This window comes from Pantoea sp. SGAir0180 (genome assembly GCF_043546245.1).
On sequence record NZ_CP028071.1, the window covers coordinates 2,803,652 to 2,819,279 of the forward strand.

General features: G+C 53.0%; 19 protein-coding genes. 7 read left to right on the forward strand and 12 right to left on the reverse strand.

What is annotated here, in order from left to right; all coding sequences use genetic code 11:
* Positions 1-21: 21 nt before the first annotated feature.
* Positions 22-330, reverse strand: coding sequence for a PTS sugar transporter subunit IIB (locus C1N58_RS13360; protein WP_006118087.1), 309 nt, complete (start codon positions 328-330; stop codon positions 22-24).
* Between the two features lie 401 nt (positions 331-731).
* Between C1N58_RS13360 and C1N58_RS13365 the strand changes: the two genes are divergently transcribed.
* The gene (locus C1N58_RS13365; RefSeq protein WP_006118086.1) at positions 732-902 is read left to right on the forward strand and encodes a hypothetical protein; all 171 of its coding nucleotides are present in this window, start codon (positions 732-734) and stop codon (positions 900-902) included.
* A 107-nt stretch (positions 903-1,009) separates the two neighbouring features.
* A complete protein-coding gene (locus C1N58_RS13370; protein WP_006118085.1) occupies positions 1,010-1,240 on the forward strand; it encodes a hypothetical protein in 231 nt (76 codons plus the stop codon).
* A 304-nt stretch (positions 1,241-1,544) separates the two neighbouring features.
* On the opposite strand, the gene C1N58_RS13375 is transcribed toward C1N58_RS13370, so the two are convergent.
* From C1N58_RS13375 to C1N58_RS13395, 5 genes are all read right to left on the reverse strand, one after another.
* Complete coding sequence (locus tag C1N58_RS13375) at positions 1,545-1,973, reverse strand: OsmC family protein (RefSeq protein ID WP_394564238.1); 429 nt, start codon at positions 1,971-1,973, stop codon at positions 1,545-1,547.
* A 45-nt stretch (positions 1,974-2,018) separates the two neighbouring features.
* Entirely contained in the window at positions 2,019-3,206 is a 1,188-nt protein-coding gene (gene lldD / locus C1N58_RS13380) for an FMN-dependent L-lactate dehydrogenase LldD (protein ID WP_394564239.1), read from the reverse strand.
* Positions 3,206-3,976, reverse strand: coding sequence for a transcriptional regulator LldR (lldR, locus tag C1N58_RS13385; protein WP_033738599.1), 771 nt, complete (start codon positions 3,974-3,976; stop codon positions 3,206-3,208). The genes lldD and lldR overlap by 1 nt, the downstream gene beginning before the upstream one ends.
* Positions 3,973-5,628 (reverse strand): L-lactate permease, encoded by a 1,656-nt coding sequence (lldP, locus tag C1N58_RS13390; protein WP_394564888.1) that lies wholly within the window; start codon positions 5,626-5,628, stop codon positions 3,973-3,975. The genes lldR and lldP overlap by 4 nt, the downstream gene beginning before the upstream one ends.
* 219 nt (positions 5,629-5,847) lie before the next feature.
* Positions 5,848-7,011, reverse strand: coding sequence for a cyanate transporter (locus C1N58_RS13395; RefSeq protein ID WP_162286718.1), 1,164 nt, complete (start codon positions 7,009-7,011; stop codon positions 5,848-5,850).
* 86 nt (positions 7,012-7,097) lie between these two features.
* Between C1N58_RS13395 and C1N58_RS13400 the strand changes: the two genes are divergently transcribed.
* Both C1N58_RS13400 and dbpA read left to right on the forward strand, forming a co-directional pair.
* A complete protein-coding gene (locus tag C1N58_RS13400; protein WP_054634439.1) occupies positions 7,098-7,958 on the forward strand; it encodes a LysR family transcriptional regulator in 861 nt (286 codons plus the stop codon).
* Between the two features lie 734 nt (positions 7,959-8,692).
* The gene (dbpA, locus tag C1N58_RS13405) at positions 8,693-10,072 is read left to right on the forward strand and encodes an ATP-dependent RNA helicase DbpA (protein ID WP_039338629.1); all 1,380 of its coding nucleotides are present in this window, start codon (positions 8,693-8,695) and stop codon (positions 10,070-10,072) included.
* 33 nt (positions 10,073-10,105) lie between these two features.
* Here the strand turns inward: dbpA and C1N58_RS13410 are convergent, their stop codons facing one another.
* Positions 10,106-10,498: a YgiW/YdeI family stress tolerance OB fold protein gene (locus C1N58_RS13410; protein WP_006118076.1), complete on the reverse strand. Its 393-nt coding sequence runs from the start codon at positions 10,496-10,498 to the stop codon at positions 10,106-10,108.
* A gap of 161 nt (positions 10,499-10,659) precedes the next feature.
* On the opposite strand from C1N58_RS13410, the gene C1N58_RS13415 reads away from it, so the two are divergent.
* On the forward strand, positions 10,660-11,622 hold the full coding sequence (locus C1N58_RS13415; protein ID WP_006118075.1) for a chemotaxis protein: 963 nt from the start codon (positions 10,660-10,662) through the stop codon (positions 11,620-11,622).
* Between the two features lie 58 nt (positions 11,623-11,680).
* Positions 11,681-11,815 carry a hypothetical protein gene (locus C1N58_RS13420; RefSeq protein WP_255421330.1) on the forward strand — a complete coding sequence of 45 codons (135 nt, stop codon included), beginning with the start codon at positions 11,681-11,683 and terminating at the stop codon, positions 11,813-11,815.
* Positions 11,816-11,929: 114 nt separating this feature from the next.
* On the opposite strand, the gene C1N58_RS13425 is transcribed toward C1N58_RS13420, so the two are convergent.
* The 3 genes from C1N58_RS13425 to C1N58_RS13435 form a co-directional block, all read right to left on the reverse strand.
* Complete coding sequence (locus C1N58_RS13425; RefSeq protein ID WP_110268586.1) at positions 11,930-12,103, reverse strand: cold shock small protein YmcF; 174 nt, start codon at positions 12,101-12,103, stop codon at positions 11,930-11,932.
* A gap of 3 nt (positions 12,104-12,106) precedes the next feature.
* Entirely contained in the window at positions 12,107-12,319 is a 213-nt protein-coding gene (cspA, locus tag C1N58_RS13430; protein ID WP_006118073.1) for a transcription antiterminator/RNA stability regulator CspE, read from the reverse strand.
* Between the two features lie 265 nt (positions 12,320-12,584).
* On the reverse strand, positions 12,585-13,367 hold the full coding sequence (locus tag C1N58_RS13435) for an NAD(P)H-dependent oxidoreductase (RefSeq protein WP_054634428.1): 783 nt from the start codon (positions 13,365-13,367) through the stop codon (positions 12,585-12,587).
* A 100-nt stretch (positions 13,368-13,467) separates the two neighbouring features.
* Between C1N58_RS13435 and C1N58_RS13440 the strand changes: the two genes are divergently transcribed.
* Positions 13,468-14,382: a LysR family transcriptional regulator gene (locus tag C1N58_RS13440; protein WP_394564240.1), complete on the forward strand. Its 915-nt coding sequence runs from the start codon at positions 13,468-13,470 to the stop codon at positions 14,380-14,382.
* A 454-nt stretch (positions 14,383-14,836) separates the two neighbouring features.
* On the opposite strand, the gene C1N58_RS13445 is transcribed toward C1N58_RS13440, so the two are convergent.
* A complete protein-coding gene (locus C1N58_RS13445) occupies positions 14,837-15,073 on the reverse strand; it encodes a DUF6572 domain-containing protein (protein WP_394564241.1) in 237 nt (78 codons plus the stop codon).
* A 187-nt stretch (positions 15,074-15,260) separates the two neighbouring features.
* On the reverse strand, positions 15,261-15,623 hold the full coding sequence (locus C1N58_RS13450; protein WP_039338534.1) for a hypothetical protein: 363 nt from the start codon (positions 15,621-15,623) through the stop codon (positions 15,261-15,263).
* Positions 15,624-15,628: the final 5 nt, after the last annotated feature.

Sequence of the window (15,628 nt, forward strand, 5' to 3'; positions counted from 1 at the left end):
ATATCCCGGACCTCCCTGGTGTCAGGTATGAATAAGCTTTAGTGCGTCGCTTAATATTTTTTCACCATTCATCATGCCGTAATCCATACTGTTGATGACCGCAACCGGCTTGCTGTATTGCTGGGCGATCGGTTGAAAATCGGCCAGCTTGTATTTGATTTGTGGCCCGAGCAGGCAGCAGTCGTAATCGGCGATATCGTCTCTAAACTCTTCAATCCCCACAGCTTTTATCTCGACGTCCAGCCCTTGCTGTTGCGCCGCCTTTTCCATTTTCTGCACCACCATACTGGTGGACATGCCCGCAGCACAGCACAGTAAAATCTTCGTCATGGTGTATTCCTCTTTGTGGTGAATGATTAACGAATACACAGGGTGAAAATTTTCTGCAACCGGTTTCAGATTTGCGTATCAGAAGTGTGAGAAGTATCAAAACGCGAGCATTAAAGAGGTTCGGGGCGAATAAACACCTGAATAAGCCTTATCAGGAAGCCCGTTTCTCGTCATGCTGAGGCAATAAAACGGCGGTTCACTCAGCCATATCGTCGGCGCTGTCCATCGCAGTGATGGGTAAGAATTCACTGCCTGATAAGCGGGTAACGCGTATAATTGCTCAGAGCAATCCGATACCGACTGCCGTAACACGGGCGTCCGGCGGCAATTAGCTATACTGGTGATATATAAAGGAACACTCACCCTTCTCGCAGTACGCGGACCGGGATAAGGAGTCGGTTATGTTAATTGGTTTTGTGTTATTGGTCAGCGCGTGTGGACACGATGCCTGTGAAGCTTTACCGGTGTCAGAACGCATTTATCCGACGAAAACCGCCTGTGAAGTCATGGCAAATCGTATCCATAAAGTGCGTCCTAACGTCGTGCTGATATGTGGCGAAGTGCATCGTTAAGAAAGCGGTACAGGGCGAATGGCACAAAAAGTAGCCGATGACATTGCAAGGTTGCCGCTTAACGTTCAAAATATAAGCTGTTCTACACCAACACAGTTGTGAATCCCATGAAAAGTAGTCGTCCCCGCCGTCCTACCGGGCGTTGGGTTTATTACATTTTGTATGAAGGCATTCTGTGGCCCTGTCCGGTTCGCTGGGAATGGGAAAGCGGATACGGTGGCTGGCTGCCGTTTTATTACTCACCTACGTTTGAGTTTGTCGCGGGCGATCCCGGCAAGGCGTACCGTATTGCGCGCACGGATGTACGTGTGAAGCGGAGTGAAGAGATTTACGCCTGATTGCTGTCATGCATTCCATGGCAGCCACGAGGCGGTAAGAAGGAAACAGATTACCTCCAGCAGCAGTACCACCATCAGCAACACGCCGGGTTTGTGGCGCGACAGCCAGGTTTTCAGCCCCATAACATTGCGGCCCTGTGGATCAGCAGCAGTCCGCCACCCATGCTCAGCAAAACCCGCACCCCTTTTCCGTCTTTTTTGCCATTTCAGTGTCCCTCTGAAGAAAGCGAAAATGCGCCCTGAGGCGCATCCTGATGCTGCAAGATTGCTGCGGGAGCCGCCAGAAGGCGACTCAGGTACGCAATCAGTTATTCAGCGTGTAATCGAGTGTGATTTCTGCATTAAGCACCTGCGAAACCGGACAGCCGGCTTTAGCTTTATTGATGATTTCATCAAAGGTGTCGTTATCAATGCCCGGCAGCGAGATGGTGCTGGTCAGTGCCACTTTCGTAATCGCGAAGCCTTCACCTTTTTTGTCCAGCGACACATCGGCACTGGTATCAATGCTTTCAGGTTTATGGCCTGAGTTACCTAACATGAGCGACAGTGCCATTGAAAAACAGGCGGCATGTGCTGCGCCGATAAGCTCTTCCGGATTGGTGCCTTTCTGCCCTTCGAAACGGGTGTTAAAGCCGTAAGGTTGCTGGTTCAGTACACCACTTTCTGTGCTGACTGTGCCTTTGCCTTTGATATCGCCTTCCCAATGCGCCGAACCTTTCTTATGAATGGTCATATCATTCCTCCTGTTGGTAAAGAAGGTAAGTATAGACAACGTCGCTCAGTTTGCCGGGCATGAGGCCGGATGCAGGGCCACTTCGCCCAGCAACGCATTCGCCTGCACCAGCGACGTCTGGTTGATATCGGCTATACACTTCGCGCCTGTTAAGGTCATCGCGACTTTCATTTCGTTTTCAATCAGCGTCAGCAGATGTTCGACGCCACGTTGGCCATGTGTGGCCAGCGCGTAAACAAAGGCCCGTCCCAGCAGAACAGTATCTGCGCCCAACGCAATCATGCGCACCACATCAAGCCCATTATGGATGCCGCTGTCGGCAAGAATCGTCATATCCCCCTTCACCGCATCCGCGATGGCCGGTAAGGCACGAGCCGAAGACAACACGCCGTCCAGCTGGCGTCCGCCATGGTTTGAGACCACAATGCCATCGGCACCAAACCGCACCGCATCGCGGGCATCTTCCGGATCCAGAATGCCTTTAATCACCATTGGCCCGTCCCAGAACTCACGGATCCATTCCAGATCTTTCCAGGAAATCGACGGATCGAAATTCTTTGCCAGCCAGCCAATATAGTCTTCCAGCCCGGTCGGTTTGCCCAGATAGGTGGAAATATTGCCCAGATCGTGTGGTCGGCCCTGTAGCCCAACATCCAGTGCCCAGCGTGGGTGCGTGACAGCCTGCCAGTAGCGGCGCAGGGCCGCGTGCTTGCCGCTCATGCCCGAGTGCGCATCGCGATAGCGTGCGCCCGGCGTTGGCATATCAACGGTAAATACTAATGTGGTACAGCCCGCCGCTTTTGCCCGCTCAAGGGCGTTACGCATAAAGCCGCGATCGCGCAGCACATACAGTTGAAACCACATGGGCCGACTGATTTGCGGTGCCACTTCCTCAATCGGGCAAACGGAGACGGTCGATAAGGTAAACGGAATCCCTTTGCCCGCCGCAGCGCGCGCGGCCTGCACTTCCCCACGACGCGCGTACATGCCACACAGCCCAACCGGTGCCAGCGCGACGGGCATGGACAGCGTTTCACTGAACAGCGTGGTTTCCAGGCTGAGCGCCGACATGTTCCGGAGAATGCGCTGGCGCAGCGCCACGTCTGACAGATCGGCAACATTCCGCCGTAGCGTATGCTCTGCATAGGCACCGCCATCCAGATAATGAAACAGAAAAGGCGGTAAAATGCGCTGCGCGGCGGCGCGATAGTCACTGGCGGCAGAGATGATCATCAGCGGTTTTCCTTGTGATTGTGCAGGTCATGACCCGGCAAACGCGTAATTCGCGCCTGCCTGGCTTCGTCTTCATCAAGTGTTTTCATCGTGGTGTGAACAAAACCCAGATGATCCATGGCGGCTGACCGGGCAGCCTCGGCATCGCCCAGTAAAATCGCGTCGAGCATCGCCCGGTGCTGATCGGTCAGGCGGTCAAAAATCACGGGTCTGATGTACATCAGCTTACGACTGTGCAGCATGGACGAGTGCAGTAAATCGAATAATCCCCGCATGGTTTGCAGCAGCACGATGTTATGTGAGGCTTCTGCGATAGCCAGATGAAAGCGCAGATCGGCCTGCCCGGCCAGATGGGGATCGTCACTCTCTTTCATCGCCAGCGTGGCATCAAAGGCGTACCGCAGACGCTCTTTATCTGACTCGGTAGCCCGTAGCGCCGCATGCCAGGCCGTGCTTCCCTCAATCGCATGGCGCGCTTCAAGAATGTCGTAACGGTAGTCTGGATCGTTGGCGAGAAGCTGACGAATGGGCTCGACGATGCGCTGCTCAGACCAGGGCTCCTGCGGCTGACGCAGCCAGGTACCGTCACCGCGCCGACTCATCAAAACGCCGCTACTGATCAGTTGCTGAATAGCTTCACGCAGCGACGAACGGGAAACGCCCAGCGCGGCCGCCAGCTGACGCTCGGCGGGCAAACGCATGCCCGGCTCAAGCTGATGATCGCGGATATAGTGCTTAAGCCGCATCGGTAAGGGATCGTTTGGTGTCATGGGATCATCCAGGGAAAAACGTAAGCCTGCAGCGTGGTCATCACCCCAACCAGGCCGGTGAAGATCAGGCTGTGCTTTACGGTGAAGCGGAACAGATCGGACTCTTTGCCGACCAGACCGACCGCTGCACAGGCAATAGCGATCGACTGGGGAGAGATCATTTTACCGGTGACGCCACCCGTGGTATTCGCTGCCACCAGCAGGATATCGGAAACGCCAATCTGCTGCGCCGTGGTGGCCTGCAACGCGGCAAACAGCGCGTTGGAGGAGGTATCCGAACCGGTAAGAAACACGCCAAGCCAGCCCAGAAAGGGGGAGAAAAAGGTAAAGGCATGGCCCGTGTGCGCCAAGGCCAGCGCCAGCGTGGCTGATAAACCCGAGTAGTTCGAGATAAAGGCAAAGGCCAGCACCATACCAATGGAGTAGATGGGCAACATCAGGGATTTCAGTGTTTCGACAAATGTCCCGACTGCCGCTCTGGGTTTCATTTTCAGAAAGATAATCGCCACAATTGCCGCAATCAGAATGGCAGTGCCGGTTGCAGACAGCAGATCCAGTTTAAAAATGGCGGGCCAGGCGCTGGGCTGTGCCACAACCGGCGGTATCCGGGTAATCCAGTCATGCAGGCCAGGGACGGGAATGCTCATCACCCAGTTGGCCAGTGCCCCCCCTTTGGCAAAGAGCGCTTTAAAGGGCGGGATACTCCACAGCGTTACCGTTGCGGTGAGAAACAGGAAGGGCATCCAGGCGCGAATGATCTGCTTTGTCGTATACGTCTGCTGACGTGCGGGTTGCGTCGCCGTCTGATTTTCGGCATCCCTGAAGCGAAAGATGCGAACCGGCTGCCAGACGCGCAGAAACAGAGTCAGGGAAACGAGTGACGCCAGCGAAGAGATAATATCGGGTAACGCCGGGCCCAGGAAATTTGAACTCAGGAATTGTGCTATCGCGAACGACCCACCCGCAACCATCACCGCCGGCCAGGTTTCTTTCACCCCGCGCCAGCCATCCATGATCGCCATGATCCAGAACAGCACGATGACGGTTAAAAAAGGCAGCTGGCGTCCGGCCATCTGACCGATGGCAAAGCTGTCCAGACCGGTAACCTGCCCGGCGACAATAATGGGAATACCCATCGCACCAAACGCCACCGGCGCGGTATTCACGATCAGGCATAACCCTGCGGCATAAAGCGGATTAAAACCCAGCCCTACCAGCAACGCAGCCGTGATCGCCACCGGCGCACCAAAACCTGCCGCGCCCTCTAAAAAGGCACCAAAGGAAAAACCGACAATCAGCATCTGTAAGCGCTGATCCGGCGTGATCGACAAGATGGACGCGCGAATGATATCGAACTGCCCGGTCCTGACCGAGATTTTATAGACAAAGACCGCGGCCACGATAATCCAGGCAATGGGCCACAGGCCGTACAGGAAGCCGTAGGCCGCTGAGGCCAGCGCCTGCTGCCACGGCATATGATACAGCAGCAGCGCAACTCCCAGCGCCAGCATGACAGTGATGGTGGCAGCCTGATGGCCTTTCATCTTTAGCTTAATCAACGCAAAAAAGAAGAACAGAACAGGCAGTAACGCAATCAGGCTGGAGAGCCAGATGTTATTGAGCGGATCATAATTTTGCTGCCAGACCTGCATGCCGTTATCTCCAGAAAGGTGATGAGAGCGATGCGCGACGGGCATAAACACAGGGCGCATCTGTCACGCCCGCTCTGCTTATTGGTCCTACCAATTTTGCCAGTTAGGGCTTATTCGTTACAGATACTTAACCCGCTGTTAACCCAAGGCAACAGTTACGGCTTTAATTTTAACGTTATGTGAACCACTGAAAAGGTTTAGCTATTTTGGTCGGACCAATCACGGTTGTGGAAAGGCGTATTTGTAACTTTGCGGATGAAAACGCAGATTTAACCCGACCAGCCCAATCGTAACGCCGCACTGGAGCCACCAGATCGTGGAGAAATCCCCGGTCAGTGCATGCAACTGACCGGCGATAAACGGCATACTGCCGGCAATAATAAAGCCAATCCCTTGCATGAACGCCACCAGTCGTCCGCCCGCTTGCGGATGCGCCAGATGGTCCAGCGCCAGCACCAGCGCCAGGGGAAAGGCACCACCCAGCCCCACGCCCGCCATTCCCACCCACAGCCATGGATGGTAAAGCGGTGCAAACAGGAGGCCAAGCATACCGCTTAGCTGAAAAATCAGCGTTAACAGCAACAGCGGCCGTCGATCCGGGCCGCGCGTCAACAGCGGAAACACCATCGCCCCGGCGACCTGGCAGGTAATCATCACGCCCAACAGGCTTCCGCCCGCCTGTGCGCTCCAGCCGAGTTGATGGTAGAAATCAGGCAACCATGCTACGCAAATGGCATAACCGCCATTCACTAAACCAAAGCTGAGCGCCAGCATCCAGGCGCGCGCGTTGCGCCATAGTGAAGGCATCACGACCGACGCGCGCGCTGGCGACGTCACCCCGGGCATCCACGCCCAAAGCAGGATGGCCAGCAGCGCAGGCACGGCCCAGCTGCTGAGGGCCATCTGCCAGCTCAGGTGAGCACTTAACCACGGTGTTAATGCAGCACCCAGTCCGCCCCCGCCCATCAGGGCCGCAGACCACAGCCCGGTCATCATCGCACTGCGTTGTGGAAAGCGTTGGCGGATAAAGCCCGGCATCGCCATTTGCACTATTCCGATACCAATGCCGCCCGGTAGCGTGCTCCCTACCAGCGATTCGCCTTGCGCCACAAAAAGGCGGCTGAGGAGCGCCAACACTAACAGCGCCAGTCCGCCACACAGCAGTCCGCGCAGTTGAACACGCTGCATAAGTGGTGCGCTGATTAACGCTATCGCTCCCATCATCATCATGGGAATCGCAGGCAGCAGTGACGCTGCCAAGGCGGAGAGTCCAATGCTTTCGCGTAACTGATCCAGCAACGGACTGACGGAGGTCATCAGTGGACGCATATTCAGTCCCGCCAGCACCAGGGCGGTAACGATCACAATATTCTCTTTTTTCATGGGCCATCCTGGAAGTAAACCTTGTCAGCCTGACAGCTGTGGTTACCATTTGGAAATGGAATATCATCATGACAGGCAGTGGAAAAATGAATCGCCAGCCTATGTTCACGCCCCAGCAGCTTCTGAGCTTTGTTGCGGTCTGCGAAACCGCCAGCTTCACCCGTGCCGCCGATCGCGTGCACCTGTCGCAATCAACAGTGAGCCAGCAGGTGCGGCGACTGGAAGAGAGGGTGGGAAAAGCACTGCTGGCCCGCTCATCACATCAGGTAACCGTCACGGAGGAAGGCGAGAAGCTGCTGGGTTATGCCCGCCGTATCATTGCCCTGAATGGCGAAGCACTCGATGTGTTGAGCGATAAGTGGCGCGATGGTGTGCTGCGGCTTGGCGTTCCGGAAGATTTTGCGGCCCCCACGGCTGCCCTGCTGGCGCAGTTCAGTCGCGAACATCCCCATATGCGGCTGGATGTGATGAGCGGGATGCAGGTAGAACTACGTCGGGCCTGGCAGCGGGAGGAACTGGATATCATGCTGATTAAGCAACCTTACGGTGAACGCCCGCTGGCTTCCCGACCCGAGCCGCTGTTATGGCTGGACAGCGCCGCATATCCCTGCTTTGAGCATTCGCCGGTGCCGCTGGTCCTGTTTCCTCAACAGGGACTTTATCGCGAGGAGATCTGCCAGACGCTGGATGGGCTGGGCCGCAGCTGGCGCATCGGTTACAGCAGTGCCAGCCTTGTGGCCCTGTCTGCCGCCAGTGCCCAGGGCCTGGGCGTTACGCTGTTGCCTGCCAGCTGTCGTCTGCCTGCACACCGTGTGCTGGGCGACCAGCAGGGCTTGCCGGTGATTGACACTTTTGAGCTGGCGCTGTTCTGTCGCCAGCCGGATGACGCGCTTCAGCGCCAGCTGGCAGAGGCACTGGTGACATTTGCCGATCTGCACTGGCAGTGAGTTTTTCACTGACAGGCAGTGGTAAAGGACTCTGTAAAACCAGAAACCGCGTGCAGATGCGGACGCGCCCCCTGTCAGAGAGCTGGCATGGGGCGCGGACAGCCGAATGAAGGCGACGCTAAACCCGAGCCTCCCTCGTCTGTGACATTAACGCCATCGCAAGCGTATAGAGATGGGCGCCATCAGAAGCCACCGGATCGTCTTCGGCATAACATCCAATCATAGAGGCCACTTTATCTGCCGATAAGCTTTCCCCATAGAGATGCAATGTCAGGACTGCACGACCTACGATTTTAAGTACGTCTTCATGCAAGATCTGCGGGATATTATTCAATGAAAAAATCCTCTGCCAGTAGTGATATCGATGTATCCTCCTCAATATAAAGGCGTTTACAAGTCGTTTTCATCTTCTCTTCTGGCGATACTTTTGCATTATTAATGCGTTAATTTCGTCGCAAATGCGGAATAATCTGATTAACTTTAAATTGTGTATTACAAAGAAAATATTAGAAAAAACATTCTTAATCTTAATGGCTTAGTCCATGTAAGCGGTTTCACACCTGACGCTTTAATTGATTAAAATTTCCCAACTAATCTTTTTCATCTTCAGTTTATTCTTAGATAAAAGCGCCGCCCGGCGCAGGGTTTGCAGGTTAACATTGCTGTTGTGTACGCTTTCTGACAGACTTGCGCTCGCAATGATGCCCCAACTTACAGCCGCAGAGGCCGCACCCGTGACCGCTTTTTCCTCGCTTAATTCTCTTCCCGATAGTCAGCTCGATAACCTGCGCGAGATGGGCTATACCCGCATGACGCCGGTCCAGGCCGCTTCGCTGCCCGCTATCTTAGCCGGACGCGACGTTCGTGCGCAGGCAAAAACCGGCAGCGGCAAAACGGCCGCATTTGGTATTGGCCTGTTGCATCATATCGACAGTGCGCGTTTTCAGACTCAGGCGCTGATTTTATGTCCGACGCGAGAACTGGCCGATCAGGTCAGCAACGTTCTGCGGCAGTTAGCGCGCTTCACGCGCAATATCAAAATTCTGACCTTATGCGGCGGCCAGCCCATGAGTGCGCAGCGCGATTCGCTGGTGCATCCGCCGCAGATTGTGGTCGGTACGCCGGGCCGTATTCTTGACCACCTCAAGCGCGAAACGCTGCAGCTCGACAGTCTGCGCACGCTGGTGCTGGACGAAGCCGATCGGATGCTGGAAATGGGTTTTCGTGACGATATGGAAACCATTATTGCCGCCACGCCCGCCGCGCGTCAGACGCTGTTATTCTCTGCCACCTGGCCAGACGGCATTGCAACACTGAGCCAGCGCTTTCAACGTGATGCGCTGAGCGTCGTGACGGAAGAGGTCAGCGAACTGCCAGCAATCGAACAACAATTTATTGAAGCGACGCACAGCGAAAAATTGTCGCTGCTGATTAGCCTGCTCAGCGAACGCCAGCCATCGTCCTGTGTGGTGTTCTGCAACACCAAACGCGAATGTGATGATATTGCCGCCGCGCTTAACGCCCGCGATATCAGCGCCCTGCCCCTGCATGGCGATCTCGAACAACGCGATCGCGAACGTGTGCTGATCCGGTTTGCTAACGGCAGTGGTCGCGTGCTGGTGGCGACGGACGTCGCGGCCCGCGGCCTGGACATCAAGTCGCTGTCGCTGGTGGTGAACTACCAGCTGGCGTGGGATCCCGAAGTGCATCTGCATCGTATCGGCCGTACCGCGCGGGCGGGCGAAGAAGGCGCTGCCGTGAGTTTTGTCGCGGCCGATGAAATGGCGCGCGCGCATGCGTTAGAAGATTTCCTGCAGCAGAAGCTGCCATGGGTTGCCGCCAGTGCGCTCAGGAAAAGTAGTAAGCCGTTGCCGGCAGCCATGATGACGATTTGCATTGATGGTGGGCGTAAGGCCAAGATTCGGCCCGGCGATATTCTGGGTGCGCTGACAGGAGAAGCAGGCTATCGCGCCGATCAGATCGGTAAGATTGATCTCACCCCTACGCACGCTTATGTAGCGATTGAAGCGGCTCAGGCAAAATCTGCGCTGGTCAAACTTAAGCAGGGCAAAATCAAAGGCAAAACCTGCCGGGCTGTACTGCTGAAAGACTAAAAGAAAGGGCGAGAATCATTCTCGCCCTGCCGATTATGGCTCATCGATCCGCATAACGTGCAGCGTGGTTTTGTCACCTTTTCCGTGCACTTTACCGCTGACGCGAACTTTGTCGTCAGCGGAATAGGTTTTGCCATCGAACGTTTTCTTCGGCGCAATAATGGTTAAAGTGCCGGTGCTGTCACGAAACTGATAATTATTGTCCGCGACTTTTTTTACGATATAACCTTCCAGCGTGACGTAACCGCCCTGGCGAAAGTCACGAATCTGATCGATGTGCGTCTGTCCTGTGTCTTCTGACCCTTTGTAGCCTGCATCCTGTTTATGCTGTGGCGGCGGCGTATCACCTGCCTTGAAGCCACCTTCTTCCGCGTAAGCCCCTGTGGTCGCTACCGCCAGTAAGGTCGCCAGTACTAATTTTTTCATCGCTTACTCCTTTATACGGAAAAGTATCCATGCTGCGTTCTCACTGTTAAGCCTGGCACAATAATCTCTTAACGTGCGTTTTCCCCTCTCACCTTTTTCCGAAGGCTGCCGATAACTTCATCACACCCTTTTTCACCTGCTGCGCTGACGCTGAGGCAACGATGGATAATTTTCAGAAAGAGATCGATGAGAGAGCGAATCTCGCCTTATCGAATAAGTTTGAGCTGCTGCTGTTTCGCCTTGGCTCTGACCAGTTAAAAGGTAAATCAGAGCTGTTTGGGATAAACGTATTTAAACTGCGTGAAATTGTTCCGATGCCGCCGATTACGAAAGCTGCGGGCATGCGTTCGCCGTTGCTGGGCATGGCGAGCATTCGTGGACAGTTCATTCCTGTTATTGACCTGCCTGCGGTAGCCGGTTGCGTGCCTGAAACGGGCCTGAACCTGCTGCTGGTGACCGAATACGCGCGTAATACGCAGGCGTTTGCCGTCGAATCCGTTGAAAACATCGTGCGTCTTAACTGGAGCCAGGTTCATACCGCTGAAGCCGGTATCGGTGGACGTAACATCACCAGTATCGCGTGCCTGGATGACGACGAACAAAAAAGCAATCTGGCCATGGTGCTGGATGTCGAACAGATTCTCTATGACATCATCCCGTCCGTTCGTGGCGTGGAGCCTGAAGCGCCGAAAGAGCGTCAGTATAAAATGAAGCCCGGTTCCGTCGCGATTGTGGCTGAAGACTCCAAAGTTGCCCGCCAGTTGCTGGAGCAGGGCCTGAAGAGCATGGGCATTCCTGCCGTCATGTGTAACACCGGCCTGGAAGCGTGGGAAAAAATCAAAGCGATCCACCAGCAGGCTCAGTCGCAGGGTGAATCCATTCACGACAAGATCGCGCTGGTGTTAACCGACCTGGAAATGCCCGAAATGGACGGCTTTACGCTCACGCGTAACATCAAGCGCGACACCACGTTGCGTCATATTCCCGTCGTGATCCACTCCTCGCTTTCGGGCAGTGCTAACGAAGATCACGTTCGCAAAGTCGGGGCTGATGGCTATGTTGCCAAGTTCGAATTAAACGAACTGTCGGATGTCATTTTCAAAGCGCTGGAAGCCGCCAGCTAAAACGTAGCGGGCAGCACAACCCTGCCCTGCTGTCACCTAACGTTCAATACATGAGACTATGAAAATGCAGAGTGAAGCGCTTCCTGTCGTACGTAAGCCCCTGTTCCGCGGGCGTTTACGTCAGCTGAGCTGGATTGCAATGGTGATAGCCTGTCTGGCGTTCTGGGCCGGCGTTCTTGTGCTGATGGTATAAGCGCAGCCTGGAAAACGGCTTCTACATTTCGCGAAAAGGGAATGAAAAAAGGCTGCCACTGGCAGCCTTTTTGATTACGGTAAATGCACAACGCTATAACGCTCTTTAGCCTTTTCAGAGCGCCTGTGGCTGACTCTGAGTTGCAATCCTTGTCGCGTTAATCTGAACAACGACCGTTTTGCAAAAAATGCATTTTGCTCCATGCGGGTTGGCTCTTGTCACATCGAAATGTGATGTACGGTACTGCGAGCCATTACAGTGAGGACACTTGAAACGCGTAATTTTCAGTCCTTAGAGACCAACAACGTTTGCAGCAGCTGGGCCTTTAGCACCATTTTCTACTGTAAATTCAACTTGTTGACCTTCATCTAAAGTACGGAAATCAGTACCCTGAATTGCAGAGAAGTGTACGAATACATCTTTGCTGCCGTCCTGAGGAGAGATGAAACCGAAGCCTTTCTCAGCGTTGAACCATTTAACGGTACCGCGGATTTTGTTAGACATGTTTAATTCCTTAAATAATTGAGCCTTCCGGCGTAATGGCCTGAGAACAGATTTCAATCAGAACGTAAGAGAAGACTCAAAAAGAAGGAATGTCTCGCGACAGGCTTAGAGATGAGAACTGCTGTAGATACTTACTTTGATAGCGTCTGTTAATCAAACCGACGATTCATTAGGTCACATCCTCGCGTTGCATGCAAGGGTTATTTTGAAATCGATGCAAACAGGGCAGATAAGCCAGACGACGTGCCTCTGCCCTGTTCTGTCCTCAGCCTTGACGAATGTGGATTCTGTGGCCCTGCTCACCGGCTGCCAGATCGTCACGCAAGGTTAACTCGGGGATCGCGTAATCCCCGCCGTTTTGCCGATAATAGCCAACAGGTGCAGTAATAAACAGGTTATCGAGCCGCTTACTCAGTTCCTGACAGAGCGCATCAAAACGTACGCTATCGATCCGGCCGGTACGGTAAACCGTGAACGGCGGCAGCACGTCAAAGCCGGGGTAAAACAGAATGCCATGCTGAATGGGAAACAAGATGTCATCAATATGCCCATTGATGCCGCGAGGACTGTAATGCGACGCCCATCCGCCCATCGTGACCACCAGCATGGCGCGCTTCCCTGCCAGCGTACCTTCACCGTAGCGATCGCCCCAGTGCGTATCTGAATGTTCGCCTACGCCGTAGGCAAACCCGCAGGCATAAACACGATCGATCCAGCCTTTCAAGATGGCGGGCATTGAGAACCACCATAACGGGAACTGCAAAATCACCGCATCGGCCCACAGTAGCTTTTCCTGTTCCTGCTGGATGTCTTCGCTTTGAAAGCCGCCTTCAAAAGCCTGAGTGGATTCCAGTGAGGGAGTAAACCGTTCGGCATGTTGGCGATGTTGTGTGTCGGCAGGCGATACGCGCGCCTCCCAGTTCATGGCATAGAGATCGGAAACGCGCACCTGATGGCCCAGCCGTTCCAGATGACTGACGGAAAAACGCGCCAGCGCACCGTTAAGCGAGCGGGGTTCAGGGTGAGCAACAACGATTAACACATTCATAAACTATCCCGTGTTGATAAAAGAGACAGGTAGCCTGCGCCTGATTGTGCTATCAGTAAAAGCAAAGGAACGGATAGTCGCTATAGACAGGACTGATACCATGAAGCCCGATCTGAATTTGTTGATCACGTTAAACGTCCTGCTACAGGAGAACAGCGTCAGCCGTGCCGCTGAACGGTTAAACCTTTCCCAGCCTTCCGTCAGTGCCCGGCTGGAACGCCTGCGTACTTTATTTAACGATCCGCTACTGATTCCGGTTTCTCACGGTATGCGCCCTACGGCACGAGCAGAAAGATTACGCCCTTCGCTTGAAGAACTGGTTGCCAGAATCGATGAAGTCGTAGCCGAGCCGGGACCCTTTGTGCCCGCAGAGGCAGACATCACCTGGCGCATTGCCGCCACGGATTATGGTGCGCAGACCGCGCTGGTGCCGTTGATGAATACCTTACGTCAGGAAGCGCCGGGCACCCGGCTTGCGATACTGGAAATGAAACCGGCCCTCATTGCGCAGCAACTGGAAAAAGGCACAGTAGACCTGGTGCTTCATCTGCGTGAAGGCGTGCCAGAGGGATTACATGTCCGCCCACTGTTTCAGGAGCGCTATGTGGTAGCAGGCCGTCAGGGTCATCCCGCCCTGCATTCTGCTATCACCGCCGAAGCGCTCTGCGCGCTGGAGCATGTGGTAGTGTCGCCAGACGGCGGCGGCTTTCGTGGGGTGACGGATAGCGTGCTTGAAGCCAGAGGATTGAGCCGGAAAGTGGTACTCTCTGTACCCCACTTTTTGCTGATGGGCACCGTGCTGAGCACCAGCGATTTAGTGGCGTTGATGCCGGAGAGAGTGGCGGCGATGATGCCGGGATTAATGACCGTGCTACCGCCGATGGCGATCCCGGGCTTTGAGCTGGTGATGCTATGGCATGCGCGATCGCACCGGGATTTGGGGCACAGGTGGTTGAGGGAGCGGGTGGTGGGGAGGTTTCAGGATGGGCGTTGGAATGGTGAGGTTATGCAATAATGTTGAACCTATATAGTGTTGAACTTTAAAAAAAGCCGCTTTGCCATTCTTTCGTAAAGGCGCATATAAAAGACGTAACAGATTGCTCTGTCGCTAAAAATTTCAACTTAAATATATAAAATCTTCTGTACAATTATGTTCATAACAAAATCAACGTTCAAAAAATATAATTATGTATATTTTCATCCAAAACATCTGAAAGCTATCAATTCGCCAAGCAGACAAACATTCTAAAAAGCAAGCAAGTCTCTTTAATCTCTTAATCATTTCCATCAAAAAAAATTATAAGATGGCTTAATGCCCCATAGCTTCAAATAAAAACGATAGCATGCAATTTTATAAAAATCTTTTTTAAAAATCAACCAACATGGTGACTAATCAAATCAATATTGTACTCTTTTAATGACACTTGAAATTTAGAAAAAAATCATCAACTTCTTTCGGCGGTAAAAATTTAAAAAAAAACCTGAATGCAGAATTTACATTTACCACATAAAGCGGGAGATAACTCTCTCATTTGATCACTAAGAATGAAGTTTAAGTAAGCATTTACTTTATCTTGAAGCAAAATCAAATGCCCATTAATATCATCCTCCCATGATAAATGATCTGTAATACCCAAAAGTACAAGCTCATCATCTTCATCCGATGCATTGATAAAATCGACCTTATTTACTTCTTCAATTGACATAGTTACTCCCTTTTACTTTCCGGCCTAATAATAATCACTTGGGTTGGCGGAATTTTAGTGCCTCATTTTCTTTGGGTCAAAAAGACGAAGATCTCTGATTTATCACTGCATTAATTTTGGGGAAAGGTCATTCCCCGGAAACCTCAAAAAGCACCTGGAGCTAAAACGGCTGTGCTTACAACAAGATCTAGATTAGATCTTCACCATTTAAAAGCACAATGATATTTCCTTCCCCTAACTCTCGCCTGAACACGTCTGCTATTCCAGAAGTATTCAACTCAGGAAAGGATTTGTCATTCACTGCAATCATAAAATAAGATTTTGGCTCTTTTAGTCCATACTCTTCAGCAATTGATAACTTAGTCTCATGATTGTACTTCTTAACACGATCATCAAGCAACGCAAGCTGCTGACCACTTAAGATTATATGTGGTTCAAAAAGAAGATATGGGCCATCAAAGAGATGGCCGTACTTTTCCTTCACCACACTTAATCTTTCCCTCAGATCATCAATACTTATTGATGTGTAACACGCTATATCAATTGACATTTACC

Bases quoted from the DNA above. Each gene is read 5' to 3' on its own strand.
- lldP (WP_394564888.1), bottom strand. From the start codon at position 5,628: ATGCAGGTCTGGCAGCAAAATTATGATCCGCTCAATAACATCTGGCTC.
- lldR (WP_033738599.1), bottom strand. From the start codon at position 3,976: ATGACACCAAACGATCCCTTACCGATGCGGCTTAAGCACTATATCCGC.
- C1N58_RS13360 (WP_006118087.1), bottom strand. From the start codon at position 330: ATGACGAAGATTTTACTGTGCTGTGCTGCGGGCATGTCCACCAGTATG.
- lldD (WP_394564239.1), bottom strand. From the start codon at position 3,206: ATGATCATCTCTGCCGCCAGTGACTATCGCGCCGCCGCGCAGCGCATT.
- C1N58_RS13440 (WP_394564240.1), top strand. From the start codon at position 13,468: ATGAAGCCCGATCTGAATTTGTTGATCACGTTAAACGTCCTGCTACAG.
- C1N58_RS13435 (WP_054634428.1), bottom strand. From the start codon at position 13,367: ATGAATGTGTTAATCGTTGTTGCTCACCCTGAACCCCGCTCGCTTAAC.
- C1N58_RS13450 (WP_039338534.1), bottom strand. From the start codon at position 15,623: ATGTCAATTGATATAGCGTGTTACACATCAATAAGTATTGATGATCTG.
- cspA (WP_006118073.1), bottom strand. From the start codon at position 12,319: ATGTCTAACAAAATCCGCGGTACCGTTAAATGGTTCAACGCTGAGAAA.
- C1N58_RS13395 (WP_162286718.1), bottom strand. From the start codon at position 7,011: ATGAAAAAAGAGAATATTGTGATCGTTACCGCCCTGGTGCTGGCGGGA.
- C1N58_RS13365 (WP_006118086.1), top strand. From the start codon at position 732: ATGTTAATTGGTTTTGTGTTATTGGTCAGCGCGTGTGGACACGATGCC.
- C1N58_RS13445 (WP_394564241.1), bottom strand. From the start codon at position 15,073: ATGTCAATTGAAGAAGTAAATAAGGTCGATTTTATCAATGCATCGGAT.
- C1N58_RS13370 (WP_006118085.1), top strand. From the start codon at position 1,010: ATGAAAAGTAGTCGTCCCCGCCGTCCTACCGGGCGTTGGGTTTATTAC.
- C1N58_RS13375 (WP_394564238.1), bottom strand. From the start codon at position 1,973: ATGACCATTCATAAGAAAGGTTCGGCGCATTGGGAAGGCGATATCAAA.
- C1N58_RS13415 (WP_006118075.1), top strand. From the start codon at position 10,660: ATGGATAATTTTCAGAAAGAGATCGATGAGAGAGCGAATCTCGCCTTA.
- C1N58_RS13400 (WP_054634439.1), top strand. From the start codon at position 7,098: ATGAATCGCCAGCCTATGTTCACGCCCCAGCAGCTTCTGAGCTTTGTT.
- C1N58_RS13420 (WP_255421330.1), top strand. From the start codon at position 11,681: ATGAAAATGCAGAGTGAAGCGCTTCCTGTCGTACGTAAGCCCCTGTTC.
- C1N58_RS13410 (WP_006118076.1), bottom strand. From the start codon at position 10,498: ATGAAAAAATTAGTACTGGCGACCTTACTGGCGGTAGCGACCACAGGG.